Here is a 17,802-nt window from a genome sequence, read left to right as displayed (position 1 = left end):
GCCATGAGTTTTAGCCTGCCGGACTTGCGTCGCAAATGGTCTTGTCGCGGCTATATGTCCGCCGGGGCGGCAATGGTTACCGCTGCGGCGGGGCTGTTGCTGATCGCCGAAAGGGCAGAGGCGCGGAAATATCCTGCGCCGCTCGATATCTTCAACCTTGGAGCACCGAAGCCCCGCGCAACCGTTCGCGCCGCCAGGATTCCGCTGCCGAAGCCGCGTCCCGAGGAGGCCCCCAAAGCGTCGGATGAGGGGGCGGCGCAGGCAGACGGCAAGCCGTCCCCCGACAAGCCAGGCGCGGACAAGCCCGCCGAGTCCGCGCCGCCGCCCGAGAAGCAGGCCTCGGCCTGCCGGCTGGCGCTGACCGAGGAGATCGCGATCGCGCCGTCCATTCCGGATATCCGCGGTCCCGGTGCCTGCGGCGGCGAGGATCTGGTGCGACTGGAGGCCATCGTGCTGCCGGACAAGCGCAAGGTGACGGTCAAGCCGGCGGCCATCCTCCGCTGCACCATGGCGTCCGCGCTCGCCGATTGGGTGCGCAAGGACATGACGCCGCTGGCGACCAGCCTCGGCTCCGCCGTCAGCGAGCTCGACAATTTCGACAGCTTCGAGTGCCGCGGCCGCAACCGCGTGGCCGGCGCGATGCTGTCCGAGCACGGCAAGGCCAATGCCATCGACATCCGCGCCGTCAAGCTCGCCAATGGGCAGTCGATCGGCCTGACCGACCGCACCACCTCGCGCGAGGTGCGCGAGCGCGTGCTGCACTCGGTCTGCACTCGCTTTTCCACCGTGCTAGGCCCGGGTTCGGACTGGTACCACGAGGACCACATCCATCTCGATCTTGCGCAGCGACGCAACGACTACCGGATTTGCCAATGGAACGTGTGGGATCCGCTGCCTCAGGTCGCACCGCTGCTGCCGGCGGAGCGTCCCGAGGAGGCACCGCCGCGCGAGGTCGCGGCCAAGCCCGAGGCAAAGGAGGGCGCCGACGGCGGTGAGGCGGAAAAGCCTGCTGCACCTGCGGACAAGCCGGCGGCGGATGGCAACAAAGCCCGATCGCACCAGCCGGCAACAAAAAAGCGCCGGTGAAACCGGCGCCTTTGAAAGGCCTCGGACAAGGCCTGCTTAGTAGGGTGAACTGGAACCGCCCTGGAGCGCGAGGCGCGGCTTGTAGGGCGAATCGCCGTGCTTGGGCTCGAGCACCACGACGAGGGTGCCGAGCTTGACGCGATCATAGAGATCGATCGCGTCCTCGTTGGTCAGGCGGATGCAGCCTGACGAGATCGAGGCGCCGATATATTCCGGCTGGTTGGTGCCGTGGATGCGGAACAGCGTGTCCTTGCCCCCAGAATGGAGGTACAGCGCGCGGGAGCCCATCGGATTGTCCGGTCCGGGTGCGACATAGGTCGGCACGCCGAGGCGCGAGATTTCGCCGGGGGTGGGGTGCCAGGCCGGCCACTCGGTCTTGCTGGCCACCTTGGCGATGCCCGACCAGGCCATGGCCTCTTCGCCGACAGTGATGCCGTAGCGGATCGCTTTGCCGCCCTCCAGCACGTAATAGAGGTAATGGTTGTCGGAATCGACCACGATCGAGCCCGGCGCTTCCTTGCGGTGGAATTCGACAATGGCGCGGCGGAACGGTTCTGCGACCGCGGTATTCTCGTATTTCACCTTGGCAAGGAGTTCTTTGTCCTTGGGCTTGAACGCCTTGGTGTCCGTCGCCTCGTAACGTGTCGTGGCCTGCATGCAGCCCGACAGCATCAGGCCAGCGGCCAAAATCCCAAACATAATTTTCAGCGACGACATGGTTTGGTTCCAATCAAAACAATACCGTGCGGAAGGGACCTGAGCGTAGCGCCCAAGTTCCTCGACTCCGTTAAGCCCATTATGGTTGAAATCTGCCACAATTCCAGCGCTGAAGCCGTTTTCCAGGGCTGTAAGACCCCAGCTGTGGCTTTTCTGCCGCAAATTTGGGGGTGTCGTGCGGGTTTTTTTGGTAAGACGCGCCAGACTGTTCCTCCGGCGCCACAGTTGAGCCCTAGCGGCCGCCGCAGATGCAAACGCTCCGTTAATGTTGTTGTCATCGTGAACCTGTCAGAATCGCGCTAAGGGCTGTCGTTCTGTCGTAGGATCTCTGGAGCTTTTGATGTTTTCGGTGTTCGTTCTCTCCGAGACCTCCCTCAAGAAGGCGGTTGTCGAGGATCTCACAGCGCTGCCGGAGAACGCAGTCTGGATCGACCTCGTCAACCCCTCGGCTGCCGAGGACAAGGCGGTCGAGCGGCTGGCGGGCATCGCCATCCCGACCCGGGAAGACATGCAGGAGATCGAGATCTCCAGTCGCCTCTATATGGAGAACGGCGCGCGCTACATGACCGCGACGCTGATGTGCCACTCCGATACCGACATGCCCCGGACCACCGCGGTGACCTTCATCCTTGGCGACCACCGCCTGGTGACGGTCCGCTACGACCTGCCCAAGCCCTTTGCGCTTGTCGAGGCCAAGCTCGCCCGCTCCTGCACGCCCTCGATCACCGGCGAGATGGTGCTCATGGAGCTCCTGGACGCCGTGATCGACCGCTGCGCCGACATTCTGGAGCGCTGCGGCGCCGAGATCGACCAGGTCTCCCACGAGATCTTCGAGCCGGAGAGCGAGCGCCACGGCCATGCCAAGCGATATTCCCAGATTCTGATCTCGATCGGCCGCAAGGGCGACTTGACCTCGAAGGTTCGCGAGAGCCTGGTGTCGATCGGCCGCGTCGTGACGTTCCTGTCCGCCGTGGTCGAGGGCGTGAAGTGGTCGAAGGACATGCGCGAGCAGCTCAAGACCATGCAGCGCGACGTCGCCTCGCTGACCGATCACGCCTCCTATCTCTCCAGCAAGATCACCTTCGTGCTCGACGCCATGCTCGGCGTCGTCAATCTCGAGCAGAACAACATCATCAAGCTGTTTTCGGTCATGGCCGTTGTCCTGATGCCGCCGACCCTGATCGCCTCGATCTACGGCATGAACTTCAAGGTGATGCCGGAACTCGAATGGGTGCACGGCTATCCGATGGCACTGGTGATGATGCTGATCGCCGCCATCGTCCCCTACTGGATCTTCAAGTGGAAGAAGTGGCTGTAGGATCGTGCGCGAGCAAAGATACCTACCGAGACCTTACGCCGCTCGCATAGACACGATGAATCGTGTCGCAGAATCGATCGGGATTGCGGCGACGCGGTGACGCGTGTGTCATGCCGCAATTCCTCCGGTAAAATTTGAGCGGTGGGCTGAACGTTTGCGCGAAACTTGTCTGCGATAAGCAGGGCGTAGCCGCGAGGAACAGCCATGGTTGAGAAACACATAACGTCGCCCCGCAACGTCATCGATCTGGCGAACTACCGTCAGGTTCTGGCGAGCGGCAAGGCGCCGTCGATGTCGGCACGCATGTGCCGGCACTGTGGTGCTCCGCTGCTCGATGGTGAGAACGACGACGACTGCTCGACTGCATTCAGCACGGCCGCTCCGCGGCCGCGCGAGCGGTCACGTCGGATTCGACTCGATTGAGGAACGGAAGGTAAGGGCGATCCAGGTCTTGCGGCGGCGTTGTCTGGATCGCCTTGCTTCCCTGAGCGGCCATTTCCACTTCCGTCATTGCGAGGAGCCACCCGGTCCCGCCTCCGGCGGGCCGGATGACAGGCTCCGCGACGAAGCAATCCAGACTGTCTTTGCGGAGGCAGTCTGGATTGCTTCGCTTTCGCTCGCAATGACAGTGCCCGCCTACACGTGCTGGCCGCCGTTGATGTGGATCTCGGCGCCGTTGACGTAGGAGCTGGTGTCCGTGCACAGCACGTAGATGATCTTTGCCACTTCGTCGGGCGTGCCGAGGCGGTGCATCGGGATCTGCTGCTCGACGATCTTCTCGGTGCCCGGCGACAGGATCGAGGTGTCGATCTCGCCCGGGGCGATCGCGTTGACGCGGACGCCGATGCGGCCGAAGTCGGAGGCCATCTCGCGTGTCAGCGCTGCGAGCGCGGCCTTCGAGGTGGCGTAGGCTGCGCCTGCGAAGGGGTGCACGCGCGAGCCCGCGATCGATGTGACGTTCACGACCGACCCCTTGGCGGCCTTCAATTCCTCGATCAGCCCCCGCGCCATCATGATCGGCGCGAAAAAGTTGACATGGAAGACGTGGGTCCAGGTATCGAGGTCGGTGTCGACCGAGCCCAACCGCGAGCCGCCGGCGCCCTTCGGCGAGATCGCGGCGTTGTTGACCAGCGCATGCAGCGTGCCGCCCTCGAGCCGGTTGCGGATCTCCGAGATCGCGCGCGCGGTGTCCTTGGGATCGCCGAGGTCGACCTGGATGTGGTCCTCCGGCCCTGCGTCCCAGGGGCAGTCCTCCGGGAAAGGATGCCGCGAGCAGGTGATGACGCGCCAGCCCGCCGAGGAGAAACGGATCACGGTGGCGTGGCCGATGCCGCGGCTGGCTCCGGTCAGGAGCAGCGTACGGCGCGGCGCATTGGACGAATGCGGCATGGACATCTTTCAGGTCGGCCCAAAGCTTACGGATACATTCGCGTCTTGGACCACGGTTGGCCGGCCGCGTCACGGCGAAATTCGATGCGGTCGTGCAGGCGGAAGGGGCGGTCGTGCCAGAACTCGATCCGCACCGGCGTGATGCGCCAGCCGCTCCAGCCCGGCGGCCGCGGCACTTCGCCGATGACGTATTTGGCCGCGACCTTGGCGATGGCCTGCTCGAACGCGAAGCGGCTCTCCAGCTCTTGCGATTGCTTGCTCGCCCAGGCGCCGATCTGGGCCTGCTTCGGTCGCGTCGCGAAATAGGCGTCGGCCTCCGCGTCGGTCACCGGCGTCACGTTGCCGCGGATGCGCACCTGACGGCGCAGCGACTTCCAGTGAAAAAGTAACGCTGCCTTAGGATTTGCGGCGAGTTCGCGGCCCTTCTGGCTGGCGATGTGGCTGTAGAAGACGAAACCGTCGGCATCGAAGCCCTTCATGAGCACCATACGCACATCGGGCATCCCGTCGGTATCGACGGTTGCGAGCGCCATGGCGTTCGGATCGTTCGGCTCGCTCTTGACCGCTTCGTTCAACCAGGCCTCGAACAACGCAAATGGCTCGTCGGCGGCGGTGAAATCACCGGATGTTAAGGGTGTCTGGTGTTTCATCGAGGTCGTGTCGGTCATGTCCGGAGTCCGAGTTGCGTCCCGCGGCCCAAAACGCGTTGTTGTCCGCTACCGCCCTATATAGGGCATGGGGACGCGTTGGCCTATCGGCGATCCGGCCTTCCGGCTTCGTCATGACGATGATTCTGATCGGGCTTGGCGCCGGCGGTTGCAGCTTTTCCCGCAACGACAGCAGCGCCTATGCCAAGGCCGACGACAGCGACCTCACCGGTTCGATCGCGCGGCCGAAGGACGCTCCCCCGACCGAGACCGATCTTGCCTTCACCCGCAACGCCGCCTCCGACGTCCTCAGCAAGGGCGACAAGGATTCCAGCCAGCATTGGGAGAATCCGGAGACCGGGGCGCGTGGCTCGGTGACGCCCATCGCCCAGTCCTACGCCGCCGAGGACGGGCGCAAATGCCGCGACTTCCTGGCGAGCTATGTCAACGGCAATACCGAAAGCTGGCTCCAGGGCGCCGGCTGCCAAAGCGGCCGTGGCCGTTGGGAGATTCATACGCTAAAGCCGTGGCGCAGCTGAGCATGATCCGAACCCGAAAGGCCGCGTTCGCGAAAAGTAGGAACCGGTTTTTCCGATAAGACCATGCTCCAAAGAAAGAGCTTCAGCTCGCGTGGCTAGTTGCAAAAATGCCACTCTCTTCCCACATCACCGGCAGGTGGGGCGGGGAGCCCTTTGAACAATTCGATTTCTTGAAGGAGACGTGACGAATGCGCGACCCCTATGAGGTCTTGGGGGTGCCGCGGAGCGCCAGCGCTGCCGCGATCAAGAGCGCCTATCGCAAGCTGGCCAAGAAGCACCATCCGGACAGCAACACGGGCGATCCGAAGGCGGCCGAACGCTTCGCCGAGATCAACTCGGCCAACGAGATCCTCGGCGACGAGGACAAGCGCAAGCAGTTTGATCGCGGCGAGATCGACGCCGACGGCAAGCCGCGCTTCCAGGGTTTTCCGGGCGGCGGCGGTCCGCGCGGCCGCGCGGGCCCTGGCGGGTTCGAAAGCTATACGTTCCGAAGCGGCGGTGCGGGCGGCCCGGGCGGCGGCGCCTTCGAGGACATCCTCAACAGCATGTTCGGCGGCGGGATGCGCGGCGCGCGGCCCGGTGCCGGCGGCGGTGCCCAGTTCGAGTTCGACACCGGCGGCGTCGGGCTCGATCTCGACGTCAACGTCGCCATGAGCGTCTCGCTGGAAGAGGCGGTCAAGGGCGGCGAGAAGCGGGTTCGGTTGCCGACGGGCAAGGAGCTCAACGTCAAGATTCCGGCCGGAGTCACCGAGGGCCAGCAGATCAGGCTGCGGGGGCAGGGAGAAAGTGCGCAGGGCCATCCGCCCGGCGATCTCCTGATCACCATCAACATTGCCCCGCACCCGTTCTTCAAGGTCGAGGGCGCCGACCTCAGGATCGACCTGCCGGTGACGCTGTACGAGGCGGTGCTCGGCGGCAAGGTCCGCGTGCCCACTCTCGGCAATGCCGTCGAGCTCTCGGTCCCCAAAAACACCTCCAGCGGCCGGACCTTCCGCCTCAAGGGCAAGGGCCTGCCGAAAGCCGGCGGGACCGGGGATCTCTTCGTCACCGTCAGGATTATGCTACCGGACGGGAACGACGCCGAGCTTGAAGCATTGATGGAGAAGTGGCGGGACCAACACCCCTACAATCCACGTAGCGGGCTTGGTTAGGCGTTCGAACTGAAGGGGTTCTCCTAAAGGACCGAGGCATCATCGTGGAGATGATGCCCATCATACGCCTGAGGCGTGGTAGCGCTTCATGGTTTCGACGTGTCGGCTGTCCGGCGGGGCAGCCGATGAAAAGGTGCGGCCTCGAGAGGGGGACCAGCGCGGTACCAAAAACCCCAATCGAGGCCGCCCGCGTCGATCGGCGGATCGAACGCCACTCATAATCGCGTGAACACCCGGTGCGATAATGAGACGCGTCGATGTCCTGATTCCAAATTTTCGATGTCGGAATCTAGGCACCGCGCTTGCGCGGTTGTCTATGTGCCGTTTTTCTCTGCTTGGTCGTAGACGGCCTGCGCCACCTTGGTCAGCCGCTCGCGATCGCTGCTGCCGCTGACGACGTAGCCGACGCCGCGCTCGGACCAGAACAACGCGCCGTCCTTGTCCGTCTTGGCGTAGCGCATTTGCGTTGCACCATTCTCGGTCTTGGCGCTGTAGATCGTGTACCGCTCGCCCGAGGCGCCCTCGTACATCAGGAACGACGCGGGACCGTTCGGTCCCGGCAGCAGCCGGCCGCCGACCAGCTTCAGCCCGCTCGCCTCCAGGTTCGGCGCGAACACGGTCCAGCCGCAGCGCCGGGTCAGCCAGGCCTGCAAGTGATCGCGCTCATTGCCGCCGACCTCCACGGGGTGACGGACCTCGACGACATAGAGGCGGTGGGCGTCGAGCGCGTCCGCCGTAAAGCTCCGGAAGGTCGAGGGCGCGTTGGCGGCGCCATGCGCCACCCAGCCGGCGGTGCCGCCGGCGACGAAGGCGACCAGCACGGCCGCTGCGGCGCCATAGAGCCATTGCCGCGGGCGGCGCTCCAGCCGCTCGAGCTCGAGCCGTGCGGGCACCGGCTCATGGGCAACCACATCGTAGCGGGCGTGCAGCATCTCGGCCATGGTGCGCCAGGATTGCACCCGCTCGGCATCCTCCGGGTGGGCGGCAAGAAAGGCCTCGACATCGGCGCGTCGCTCGGCCGGCAGCTCGCCGTCGACATAGGCGTGCAGTTCGTCCTCGGTCACTGGGATCTTGCGGTCGTTCATGTCGGTCGTCTCTGGCTCTGCGGCCCAAAATGTCTTCTGCGAGTTAGCTTCGCGCAGCTCACTGTCCGGCTGCGGGCGGAGATCGTTCGACGCATCGACCCGGCCATCATTTCACCCGCCTGAGCGCCGTACGCTCGCCCTCCAGCGAGGCTTTGACGTGGGCTCTTGCGCGCGCCAGGCGCGACATCACGGTGCCGATCGGCACGCCCTGGATGTCGGCAACCTCGCGGTAGCTCATGCCTTCCAGCATCACCAGCAGCAGCACCGAACGCTGCTCCTCGACCAGAGTAGCCAGCGCCTTCTCGATGTCGCGTCCTTCGGCCTCGGTCCCGCTGGCATCCGGGTTGTTATCCGTCAGCGGCATGAAGTGCGGCCGCCTTGCCAGCGAGCGCCGCCGGTTCTTGTTGAGGTTGGTCAGGATCGTATAGAGCCAGCTCCTGACGTCGCCTCCGAGAAACAGCCGCTCCGAACGTAGCGCGCGTACCAACGTATCCTGCACCAGATCGTCGGCCGCATCCGCATCGCGTGTGAGGGCGCGGGCATAGCGGCGCAACGCCGGGATCATGGCTTCCACACTCTGGCGAAACGCACTCATTGCGGTCCTGACATCCCTGGCGTTCGGCGCGCGCCCATAGCGATCATAACACCCCAGCGGAACAGCTATTCCGGCACTCGAAACAGCGTTAATGCCGCGGATTAGGGCTGTACCGCGAGGGAGGGCTGGTGTACCTCCAGACCTCAACGAGAGTTCGACGGGACGTGCAAGAATGGCGCAGAATTCGGGTCTGATGCAGGGAAAGCGCGGGGTCATCCTCGGCGTCGCCAACAACCGTTCGATCGCCTGGGGCATCGCAAAGGCATGCCACGCCGCCGGGGCCGAGCTCGCCTTCACCTATCAGGGCGATGCGCTGAAGAAGCGCGTCGAGCCGCTCGCCGCCGAGATCGGCGGCCTCGTGCTCGGCCATTGCGACGTCACCGATGCGGCGACCATCGATGCCGCCTTCGCTGTGCTGAAAGAGAAATGGGGCAAGATCGACTTCCTGGTGCATGCGATCGCCTATGGCGAGCAGCTCGACGGCCGCTACGTCGACACCACGCAGGAGAATTTTTCGAAGTCGATGCTGATCTCCTGCTATTCGTTCACGGCGGTGGCGCAGCGCGCCGAGAAGCTGATGACGGATGGCGGCTCGCTGATCACGCTCTCCTATTACGGCGCCGAGAAGTGGATGCCGCACTACAACGTCATGGGCGTGGCCAAGGCGGCGCTGGAAGCCAGCGTGCGCTATCTCGCCGCCGACCTCGGCGAGAAGAACATTCGCGTCAACGCGATCTCGGCAGGTCCCATCAAGACGCTGGCGGCATCCGGCATCGGCGACTTCCGCTATATCCTGAAGTGGAACGAGACCAACGCGCCGATGCGGCGCAACGTCTCCACCGAAGACGTCGGCGGCAGCGCGCTTTATTTCCTCTCCGATCTCTCGCGCGGCGTCACCGGCGAGGTGCACCACGTCGATTCCGGCTATCACGTGCTCGGCATGAAGCGGCCGGATGCGCCTGACATCTCGCTTGGCGGGAAGGACTAGCCTCTAACTGAAATGCCCAAGCCTACGATCTACTATCTTCGCCACGGCGAGACCGAGTGGAATGCGCTCGGCAGGCTTCAGGGCACCAGGGACATTCCGCTGAACGCGCGCGGCTGCAGCCAGGCCGTGCAGGCCGGCGGCATTCTCGCCGAACTGTTCAAGCGCGACGGGCGCGACAAGGCCGCGCTGGCTTACGTGTCGAGCCCGCTCGGCCGTGCGCGCCAGACCATGGAGCTCGCGCGCGGCAAGCTCGAATTGCCGCCTGCCGATTACGCGCTCGACGATCGTCTGCGCGAGATCGGCTACGGCACCTGGGAGGGGCTGACGCTGGCCGAGAGTGAGGCGAGGGATCCGGACATCTATGCAAGGCGCCTCGCCGACAAATGGACCGTGGGGCCTGCGGGCGGGGAGACCTACGCCGACGTGCAGGTCCGCGTGCGCACCTGGTACGACCAGCTCCTGTCCGACACCGTCGCAGTGGCCCATGGCGGGACCTGCCGAGCTCTGATGGTGGCCTTGGGCCTCGAGACGCCCGCCAGCGCCGCCGAGCTCTATATCGAGCAGGGCGCCGTCTACGTGTTCCGCGACGGGCGGTTGGAGAAGTTTAGTTAGCCCGGAGCGCTGCCTCGCCCCCGCCGTCATGTCCGGGCTTGTCCCGGGCATCCACGGACTTTCGTGCTCGCAGCCACCAAGAACGTGGATGGCCGGGACAAGCCCGGCCATGACGGCTTCGCCGATATTTGACCCCTATTTCAGGGCGAGTTAAGTCAGCATTGACTTACGAACCCGCGAGCAGCGATGTCCTTCAACACTTTCGGCCACATGTTCCGCGTCACAACCTTCGGCGAGAGCCATGGGGTGGCGATCGGCTGCGTGGTTGACGGCTGCCCGCCGATGATCCCGCTCACCGAGGCCGACATCCAGCGGGATCTCGACCGGCGCCGTCCCGGCCAGTCGCGCTTCACCACCCAGCGCCAGGAGCCGGACCAGGTGAAGATCCTGTCCGGCGTGATGGCCCATCCCGAGACCGGCGTTCAGGTGACGACGGGCACGCCGATCGGCCTTCTGATCGAGAACACCGACCAGCGCTCGAAGGATTATTCCGAGATCAAGGACAAGTTTCGTCCCGGTCATGCCGACTTCACCTATGAGGCGAAGTACGGCCTGCGCGACTATCGCGGCGGCGGGCGCTCCTCGGCGCGCGAGACCGCGATGCGCGTTGCCGCCGGCGCCATCGCGCGGAAAGTGCTCCCCGATGTCAAGGTGCGAGGCGCCCTGGTGCAGATCGGCCCGCACAAGATCGATCGCGACAAGTGGGACTGGGACGAGGTCGCCAAGAATCCGTTCTTCTGTCCCGACAAGGACAAGGCCGCGTTCTTCGAGACCTATCTCGATGGCATCCGCAAAAGCGGCTCCTCGATCGGCGCCGTGATCGAGGTCGTCGCCGAGGGCGTGCCGGCGGGTCTCGGCGCGCCGATCTACGCCAAGCTCGATTCCGATCTGGCGGGCGCGATGATGACCATCAACGCGGTGAAGGGCGTCGAGATCGGCGCCGGTTTTGGCGCGGCGGAACTGACGGGCGAACAGAACGCCGACGAGATGCGCTCCGGCAATGACGGCACGCGCTTCCTCTCCAACCACGCCGGCGGCGTGCTGGGCGGTATCTCCACCGGGCAGCCCGTGGTGGTACGTTTCGCGGTGAAGCCGACCTCGTCGATCCTGCAGCCGCGTCTCACCGTCGATCGGCAAGGCACCGAGACCGAGATATTCACCAAGGGCCGCCACGATCCCTGCGTCGGCATTCGCGCCGTCCCCGTCGGCGAGGCCATGATGGCCTGCGTGCTGGCCGATCACTTCCTGCGCGATCGCGGACAGGTCGGGCGTTGAACTCGCGGTACTAGTCCACCGCGCAGCTTGACGGCCCCGCAACTTCGTCCGCAAATGCGGCCATGAACAGCTCCGAGCTTCAGCGCATCACCAACTGGCTGATCGACGGCACTTGGGCGGCTCAGGAGTCGGCCGTAGGGATTGCCGATTTCTGCGAACGTCTGATCGCGGCGGGCCTGCCGCTGTGGCGGTTCGGCATCTTCATCCGCACGCTGCATCCCGAAGTCTTCGGCCGCAACTTCATCTGGCGGCAGGGCGAGGGAGTCGAAATCGGTGCCGTCGATTTCGAAATCCTGGACACGCCCCAATTCGCCCACAGCCCGCTTCGCGTGGTTTTCGAGCAGGGCATCGAGGTCAGGGGCCGCGCGGGCGACCCCGACAGCAAGCGATTTCCGTTCCTCGAGGACATGCACGCCGAAGGCGCGACCGATTATATCGCGGTGCCGGTGCCTTTTCTCGACGGCTCCATTCACGCGACGAGCTGGATCACGCGGCAGCCCGGCGGCTTCAGCGACGACGACATCGCAGCCATCCGAGCTCTCATAGCGCCTCTCGCACGCATCAGCGAGATCATCACTATGCGCCGCACCGCCGAGATGCTGCTCGACACCTATGTCGGTAATCGCGCCGGCGCGCGCATCCTCGGCGGCCAGATCCGCCGCGGTCACAACGACACCATGCAGGCGGCGATCTGGCTGTCGGACCTGCGCGGCTTCACCGCGCTGTCGGACCGGCTGCCGCCCGAGACGGTTGTCCAGATCCTCAATCATTATTTCGACTGCCAAGTCACGGCGATCCGAGACCATGGCGGCGAGGTGCTGAAGTTCATGGGCGACGGCCTGCTCGCCGTGTTCCCGATCGACGAATATGTCGGCGATGCCGCTCATGTCTGCGCGCAGGTGCTGGAGGCGGCGCGCGACTCGCGCGCCAGCGTCGAGGCGCTCGCCTTTCCGGTGGGCGAGGCCGTCGAGCGCTTCCGCTTCGGCGTCGCGCTGCATGTCGGAAACATCCTTTACGGCAATATCGGCGGCGGCAACCGCCTCGACTTCACCTGCATCGGCCCGGCGGTCAATCTCGCGGCAAGGCTGGAGAAGATCACGGGGCGCCTGGGGCGGACCGTCGTCGCCTCGGAAGGTTTTGCCAATGTCTGCCGCCATGATTGGCACCAGCTCGGCGAGTTTCCGATCGCAGGATTTTCCAAGGCGCAGCGCGTCTACGGGCTGGCGGAGGAGACGCCGGTGGTGATGGCGTGATGTGCACTGAGCTGAAGGCCATTCATCGTCGCAGGATGAAACCTATTCCTCCGGCTCCGTCGTGAACAATAGCGGATAGCCCTTGGCGCGGCCGGCGTCGGTGGCGCGCGTTGCCTTGGTTTCGGCGACGTCCTTGGTGAATACGGCCACCACGCAGGCGCCCAGCTTGTGCGCGGTGATCATCACCTTGTAGGCCTGATCCTCGGTCATGCGGAATTCGGCCTTCAGCACCATAGTGACGAATTCACGCGGCGTGTAGTCGTCGTTGATCAGGATGACCTTGTGGAGCTTCGGCCGCTCGACCTTGGTCCTGGTCCTGGTTTTCGGTTTGGTGACGGTGTCGTTCATCGTGCCCCGAAACGCCCTAGCTCGAATGAGCCACCAGCCAACACATCATACCGCAGGAGCGGGGAGCGCTCCAAGATATGCGGCCGCTCGCCACTATGCCGTCGCGGCTGGGCAGGAATGCACGACTTGCGCCTGCGCGAGTTACGGAAGTGCGCGAACGAGCTGTAATGCGGCGATCAGAGCGCCCACCGACAGCACGACCGATGCAATCATGTAGGCGGCAGATGCCCATGTCTGGCCGCGCTCGATCAGATACCAGGCATCCAGCGAGAACGTCGAGAACGTCGTGTACCCGCCACAAATTCCGACCGTCAGAAAGATCCGCGCGGCCTGCGGCAGGTTCCATTTGGTCGCGAACAGTGCGGTAAAAATGCCGATCAGGAACGATCCGGTGACGTTGACGATCAGCGTGCCCCACGGAAAATCCGTACCGAACGCGCGGCCCGACCCGATCGCAACGAGATAGCGTATGACCGCGCCGAGCGCTCCGCCGCCGGCAACGGCGAGGATGTATTGAATGTTCAATGTCTCGTTCCCCACTTCGCCATTTGCTTCACTTGCCCTCCGTGGCCAGACCTTTGCCGACGGCGAGCAGCCCCACCAGCGAAACCAGCGCGAATCCAAGCCCGGCAAGAAACGTGCTCGCCGGTCCATAGGCGTCCCACAGCGCACCCGCGATCACGCTCGCAGCCAGCAAGGCAATCCCGGTGAACAGGTTGAAATAGCCGAAGGCGGTGCCGCGCAGGCTTGGCGGGGCGGCATCGGCGACCATGGCCGAGAGCAGGCCCTGCGTCAGTCCCATATGGAGTCCCCACAGCACGACTCCGAGCGCGAGGCCCGCAAGGCTCGGGAGCAGCGCCAGCGCGAGGTCGGCCGCGGCGAGGAAGACCAGGCCGAGCGCGAGCAGGCCGGTCCGGTTGATCCGGTCCGACAGCACGCCGGCCGGATAGGCCGACAGTGCATAGGCGACGTTCATCAGCACCAGTACAGCCGGCACCCACATCACGTCGAGCCCGATGTTCTGTGCGCGCAAGATTAGGAAGGCCTCGCTGAAGCGCGCGAGCGTGAACACGACGCCCACGGCGACGACGCGCCAATAGACCGCTCCGAGTTGGCGCATTGCGGCGAGATTGAGCGGATTTTCCGCACGTTTCCGGCTCGGATCGGGCTCCGGCTCCTTCACCGCGAACGCGATCAGCCCGAAGGACAGGAAGGCCGGCAGCACCGCCACCCAGAACACGAGGGTAAAATTGTCGGCCGTCCACCACATCAGGCCGATGGCGACGAGCGGCCCGACGAAGGCGCCGATCGTGTCGAGCGATTGCCGCAGGCCAAAGCTCGCGCCGCGCAGGCCGACCGGGGCGATATCGGCGATCAGCGCATCGCGCGGCGCGCCGCGAATGCCCTTGCCGACTCGATCGATGAAGCGCGCCGCTACCAGCCATCCGACGCTGGGCGCGAGCGGGAACAGCGGCTTGGTGAAGGCGGCCAGCCCATAGCCGAGCGCGGCGAGCAGTTTGCGGCGGCCGAGCCAGTCCGACAGCGCACCGGAGAAGATCTTGGTGATCGAGGCGGTCGCCTCGGCAATGCCCTCGATGAAGCCGACGGTGAGGGTGGAGGCGCCGAGCACGGTGACGAGATAGACCGGCAGCAGCGCGTGGATCATCTCGGAGGAGATATCCATGAACATCGAGACAAAGCCGAGCACCCAGATCCCCCTGGGCAGCGCGGTAGGCACGGCATTCGGTGTCGTCATCGTCACGTCTTCGTCGTCCCCTCGCATTCGCCTGCCGGCCGCCAGCAGGCAACAAAAAACCCGCCATCGGCGGGTACGTCCATGCTCCCGCCAAAGGCAGAGGCCCAAGATTGCCTCTCCTCGAGCAGGAGTCATCAGCCCATGAGGTCATCGACCGCCGGGCGGTTGTCGGGGGACTCCATCCCCATCTGTGCGACCAACCTAGCATGGAAATCGTGCCGGACAAGTGGGCGGGGTCGCGTGCCTCCGCCGGCAGCTGGATTCCGGGCCCTCGCTTCGCGAGTCCCGGAACGACGGCTCTTGAGATCGCCCCTGTTCCCGACGCAAGCGCGGCAACATGGCGGCAGACTTGCGTAACGTGTGAATTCCTAACTCGAATGTGAAGCACAAGCGATCTTCGGCCTTTGCGGCAAGCCGATTGCATGTCACCATCGCGTCATACGACGGGAGACTGCGATGCGTTTGCTGTTCTCGATCGGGGCTGTGCTGGTGGCCGGCATGTTCGCCGGAGGGGACGTCGCGGGCATCGCGGCACCAGGACCCAAATTCGAATCGCCCAGAACTCAACCGCAGCGGCTTGCGGCCGACAAGGACGCGCAGAGCGTCGATGTCGAGCTGATCCTCGCGGTCGACGTGTCCTACTCGATGGACATGGACGAGCTCGCGATCCAGCGCGAGGGCTATGCACAGGCGATCCAGTCGAAGGAGTTCCTGCAGGCGCTGAAGCTCGGCCCGAACGGCCGCATCGCAGTGACCTATTTCGAGTGGGCCGCCTCCAGCGACCAGAAGATCATCATTCCCTGGCGGCTGATCGATGGTCCGGAGACGGCGGACGCGGTTGCCGCCGAGATCATGAAGACGCCGATCCGGCGCGCTTCGCGCACCTCGATATCAGGCGCGATCAACTTCGCGATGCCGCTGTTCGACGAGGATCCCTATCGCGGCCTGCGCCGCGTCATCGACATTTCCGGCGACGGTCCGAACAACAATGGCGGCCCGGTCACGATGGCGCGTGACGCCGCGCTGGAGAAAGGCATCGTCATCAACGGCCTGCCGATCATGGTCAAGGAGCCGTCCTATTCGACCATGGATATCGACAATCTCGATCTTTATTACGAGGACTGCGTCATCGGAGGGCCGGGGTCCTTCGTCATCACGATCAAGGAGCGCGACAAGTTCAAGGAAGCGATCCGCACCAAGCTGCTGATGGAAATCGCCGGCCGCACCCCGGAGCGGCCCGTGATGCCGGTTGCCGACAAGGAGCCGCGCGTCAATTGCCTCATCGGCGAGAAGATCTGGTCCGATCGCTGGGGGCGGTGAGGGGGCGGTTTTTTCCGGTGGCATCACGCCAGTTCCGGCTGAGATCTTTTGCCCGCCGCCGACGCGCGCGCTTAACGGCTCGTTAACGGGTGCGTGGCCCTAATCGCATCGTTACTGTGCGTTCCCGCCGGCATCCTGACCTGCCCAAGCGAGCGAAAGCGGGTTTGTCAGGCCCGTCCGAGCAATCCAATGGCCATCGTCACATCGAGCACCAGCCAGATTTCGCCCGCCAACGAGCGGCTATATCGCCAGAGCGCACTGCTCGGCGACTGGAAGGGCAATTGGGTCGGCAACAACCAGCCCGTCGGTTTCAAGGTCGTCAACATCCGCGGCGCCCGGGCGCAGGTCGAGTACACCCACAACGGACGCACCGAGCGCGGCTTCGGCGAGGTTCAGGGCACGCTCATCACCTTCGGCGGGGTCACGGTCGGCACCAAGGACGGCAAGAACATGGTGATGCTGTTCTCGTTCGGGGGCGTCGGCAAGCAAACCGCAAATCTGCAAAAGCAGGACCCGCCCGCGTCCGACAGCCGCCTGATGGGAAGCTGGGGCGGCTATTCCAGCGAGAACGGCAAGAGCGCGAGCTTCAAGGTGCTGTCCGTCAATGGCAAGGAGGCCGAGGTCAGCGTCACCACCGACGGCGTCACCCGCAAGGGCACCGGCTTCGTCTACAAGAACGTCATCATGTTCGGACAGACGCAGATCGCAAGCGACGACGGGCAGAACGGCAAGATCATCTACCAGGTCGGCACCAAATCCTTCATGGTGCCGGTGACGAAATATCCGCCGGCGGATTCGTCGTCTTCGGTCGACAAGACCGCATAACCCTTTACGGCGCTGTTCCGCCGGGGTGAGCCAGCGCCTTCAATTCTCGGTCGACCTGCCGCAGCATTGCGCAGGCCTGCGCGAAACCGCCATCAGCGACGAGTCGCCAGATTTCGTCGGCCTGCTCCACCAGGTGTGGAATCGTCAGCGGCAGGCCGGCTGCCTCCTGCAGCGCCCCCTTCTCGTTGATCAGATAGCGCTCGTTCAGTGCGAACAGAACCTGCGCGACGCAGGCGAGCGATCTGTAGAGGCAGCCCGCGACGTGGGTCCGCTCGTTGCGTGCGGCCGCGAGCTCGGCATTTTCGATGCTGAACAGGACTTCCCATTGGAAGCGCCGGATCAGGGCGCTGCGCAGAGCTTCCGGATAGGGAAGTGCGATCGACTTGAATCGGGCAATCAGGCCGGTCGGATCGTGCAGCGGCTGACAATATGCGATCTCGCCCATCCAGATCGCCGAGCAGAAGCCATGTGGATGGCCGGGTTGGTAGTCCATGGTGACCACGCCGGCGCCGCAGGATTCCATGACGGCCTCGACCGCGTCGGCGTCGCGGTAGAGCAGGTCGACCTTGCGGCCTTCCACCGAAAGCCAGGCGCCGCCGACGATCCAGGGCCCCCATTCTCCGACGGGCGTCACCGTCGTGGCGGCGGGATCGTCCGCGATCGTCTTCGCGGCGGCCAGCAACCGTCCTGTGTCCAGCACTGACTTGAAATAGAGTCCGATATCGTAGTCCGAGGCCGCGTGCGCGCGGCCCCGCGCGCGAGAGCCGCCGAGCACAACAGCTTGAACGCCAGGTACATCGGCAAGAACGGATGTCAGGCGGGTGAGCAGCGGATCGTCCGGCATCAGGTGCGGTTCCCCGAAAGAACTGCGGCCGCGAGGGCCGGCGCGGTCACTCCG

Annotated in this window: 20 protein-coding genes and 1 riboswitch; of the genes, 11 read left to right on the top strand and 9 right to left on the bottom strand. The window is 64.7% G+C overall.

Going from position 1 to position 17,802, the window contains the following annotated elements; translation table 11 throughout:
- Nucleotides 1-3: 3 nt before the first annotated feature.
- Complete coding sequence (locus I6F20_RS20240) at nt 4-1,086, top strand: extensin family protein (protein ID WP_225127561.1); 1,083 nt, start codon at nt 4-6, stop codon at nt 1,084-1,086.
- Nucleotides 1,087-1,122: 36 nt separating this feature from the next.
- Here I6F20_RS20240 and I6F20_RS20235 read toward each other — a convergent pair whose 3' ends face one another.
- A complete protein-coding gene (locus I6F20_RS20235; RefSeq protein WP_036031037.1) occupies nt 1,123-1,803 on the bottom strand; it encodes a L,D-transpeptidase in 681 nt (226 codons plus the stop codon).
- A gap of 340 nt (nt 1,804-2,143) precedes the next feature.
- Between I6F20_RS20235 and I6F20_RS20230 the strand changes: the two genes are divergently transcribed.
- Entirely contained in the window at nt 2,144-3,121 is a 978-nt protein-coding gene (locus I6F20_RS20230) for a magnesium transporter CorA family protein (RefSeq protein WP_036004038.1), read from the top strand.
- A gap of 204 nt (nt 3,122-3,325) precedes the next feature.
- Entirely contained in the window at nt 3,326-3,544 is a 219-nt protein-coding gene (locus I6F20_RS20225; RefSeq protein WP_035696491.1) for a hypothetical protein, read from the top strand.
- Nucleotides 3,545-3,757: 213 nt separating this feature from the next.
- Here the strand turns inward: I6F20_RS20225 and I6F20_RS20220 are convergent, their stop codons facing one another.
- Both I6F20_RS20220 and pdxH read right to left on the bottom strand, forming a co-directional pair.
- Complete coding sequence (locus tag I6F20_RS20220; protein ID WP_036004050.1) at nt 3,758-4,510, bottom strand: SDR family NAD(P)-dependent oxidoreductase; 753 nt, start codon at nt 4,508-4,510, stop codon at nt 3,758-3,760.
- Nucleotides 4,511-4,536: 26 nt separating this feature from the next.
- Nucleotides 4,537-5,178 carry a pyridoxamine 5'-phosphate oxidase gene (pdxH, locus tag I6F20_RS20215; protein WP_225127559.1) on the bottom strand — a complete coding sequence of 214 codons (642 nt, stop codon included), beginning with the start codon at nt 5,176-5,178 and terminating at the stop codon, nt 4,537-4,539.
- Nucleotides 5,179-5,291: 113 nt separating this feature from the next.
- Here pdxH and I6F20_RS20210 point away from each other — a divergent pair, with 113 nt between their 5' ends.
- Both I6F20_RS20210 and I6F20_RS20205 read left to right on the top strand, forming a co-directional pair.
- Nucleotides 5,292-5,696, top strand: a complete 405-nt coding sequence (locus I6F20_RS20210; RefSeq protein ID WP_225127558.1) for an RT0821/Lpp0805 family surface protein — start codon at nt 5,292-5,294, stop codon at nt 5,694-5,696.
- 188 nt (nt 5,697-5,884) lie between these two features.
- Nucleotides 5,885-6,847 carry a DnaJ C-terminal domain-containing protein gene (locus I6F20_RS20205; protein ID WP_225127557.1) on the top strand — a complete coding sequence of 321 codons (963 nt, stop codon included), beginning with the start codon at nt 5,885-5,887 and terminating at the stop codon, nt 6,845-6,847.
- A 314-nt stretch (nt 6,848-7,161) separates the two neighbouring features.
- On the opposite strand, the gene I6F20_RS20200 is transcribed toward I6F20_RS20205, so the two are convergent.
- Both I6F20_RS20200 and I6F20_RS20195 read right to left on the bottom strand, forming a co-directional pair.
- The gene (locus I6F20_RS20200) at nt 7,162-7,932 is read right to left on the bottom strand and encodes an anti-sigma factor family protein (protein ID WP_225127556.1); all 771 of its coding nucleotides are present in this window, start codon (nt 7,930-7,932) and stop codon (nt 7,162-7,164) included.
- A 106-nt stretch (nt 7,933-8,038) separates the two neighbouring features.
- Nucleotides 8,039-8,527, bottom strand: coding sequence for an RNA polymerase sigma factor (locus I6F20_RS20195; RefSeq protein ID WP_225127555.1), 489 nt, complete (start codon nt 8,525-8,527; stop codon nt 8,039-8,041).
- 172 nt (nt 8,528-8,699) lie between these two features.
- On the opposite strand from I6F20_RS20195, the gene fabI reads away from it, so the two are divergent.
- The 4 genes from fabI to I6F20_RS20175 all read left to right on the top strand — a co-directional run bounded on the left by fabI (nt 8,700) and on the right by I6F20_RS20175 (nt 12,655).
- A complete protein-coding gene (fabI, locus tag I6F20_RS20190; RefSeq protein WP_080135587.1) occupies nt 8,700-9,515 on the top strand; it encodes an enoyl-ACP reductase FabI in 816 nt (271 codons plus the stop codon).
- A 12-nt stretch (nt 9,516-9,527) separates the two neighbouring features.
- Nucleotides 9,528-10,127 (top strand): histidine phosphatase family protein, encoded by a 600-nt coding sequence (locus tag I6F20_RS20185; protein WP_036004064.1) that lies wholly within the window; start codon nt 9,528-9,530, stop codon nt 10,125-10,127.
- A 186-nt stretch (nt 10,128-10,313) separates the two neighbouring features.
- On the top strand, nt 10,314-11,402 hold the full coding sequence (aroC, locus tag I6F20_RS20180; protein ID WP_225127554.1) for a chorismate synthase: 1,089 nt from the start codon (nt 10,314-10,316) through the stop codon (nt 11,400-11,402).
- Between the two features lie 62 nt (nt 11,403-11,464).
- A complete protein-coding gene (locus tag I6F20_RS20175; protein ID WP_225127553.1) occupies nt 11,465-12,655 on the top strand; it encodes an adenylate/guanylate cyclase domain-containing protein in 1,191 nt (396 codons plus the stop codon).
- Nucleotides 12,656-12,697: 42 nt separating this feature from the next.
- Here I6F20_RS20175 and clpS read toward each other — a convergent pair whose 3' ends face one another.
- From clpS to I6F20_RS20160, 3 genes are all read right to left on the bottom strand, one after another.
- Nucleotides 12,698-13,003 (bottom strand): ATP-dependent Clp protease adapter ClpS, encoded by a 306-nt coding sequence (clpS, locus tag I6F20_RS20170; protein WP_036004073.1) that lies wholly within the window; start codon nt 13,001-13,003, stop codon nt 12,698-12,700.
- A gap of 141 nt (nt 13,004-13,144) precedes the next feature.
- On the bottom strand, nt 13,145-13,528 hold the full coding sequence (gene crcB / locus I6F20_RS20165; protein ID WP_036004076.1) for a fluoride efflux transporter CrcB: 384 nt from the start codon (nt 13,526-13,528) through the stop codon (nt 13,145-13,147).
- Nucleotides 13,529-13,556: 28 nt separating this feature from the next.
- A complete protein-coding gene (locus I6F20_RS20160; RefSeq protein WP_225127552.1) occupies nt 13,557-14,759 on the bottom strand; it encodes an MFS transporter in 1,203 nt (400 codons plus the stop codon).
- Between the two features lie 118 nt (nt 14,760-14,877).
- A riboswitch (Fluoride riboswitch) is annotated at nt 14,878-14,954 on the bottom strand.
- 261 nt (nt 14,955-15,215) lie between these two features.
- Here I6F20_RS20160 and I6F20_RS20155 point away from each other — a divergent pair.
- The gene (locus I6F20_RS20155; protein ID WP_036004084.1) at nt 15,216-16,079 is read left to right on the top strand and encodes a DUF1194 domain-containing protein; all 864 of its coding nucleotides are present in this window, start codon (nt 15,216-15,218) and stop codon (nt 16,077-16,079) included.
- 189 nt (nt 16,080-16,268) lie between these two features.
- Nucleotides 16,269-16,904, top strand: a complete 636-nt coding sequence (locus tag I6F20_RS20150) for a hypothetical protein (protein WP_036004087.1) — start codon at nt 16,269-16,271, stop codon at nt 16,902-16,904.
- Nucleotides 16,905-16,908: 4 nt separating this feature from the next.
- Here the strand turns inward: I6F20_RS20150 and I6F20_RS20145 are convergent, their stop codons facing one another.
- Complete coding sequence (locus tag I6F20_RS20145; protein WP_225127551.1) at nt 16,909-17,748, bottom strand: nucleotidyltransferase domain-containing protein; 840 nt, start codon at nt 17,746-17,748, stop codon at nt 16,909-16,911.
- Between the last annotated feature and the right edge of the window lie 54 nt (nt 17,749-17,802).

It is taken from the genome of Bradyrhizobium sp. IC3123 (assembly GCF_020193625.1).
GTDB lineage: Bacteria > Pseudomonadota > Alphaproteobacteria > Rhizobiales > Xanthobacteraceae > Bradyrhizobium > Bradyrhizobium yuanmingense.
This window is presented reverse-complemented; position numbering and strand designations above follow the sequence as displayed.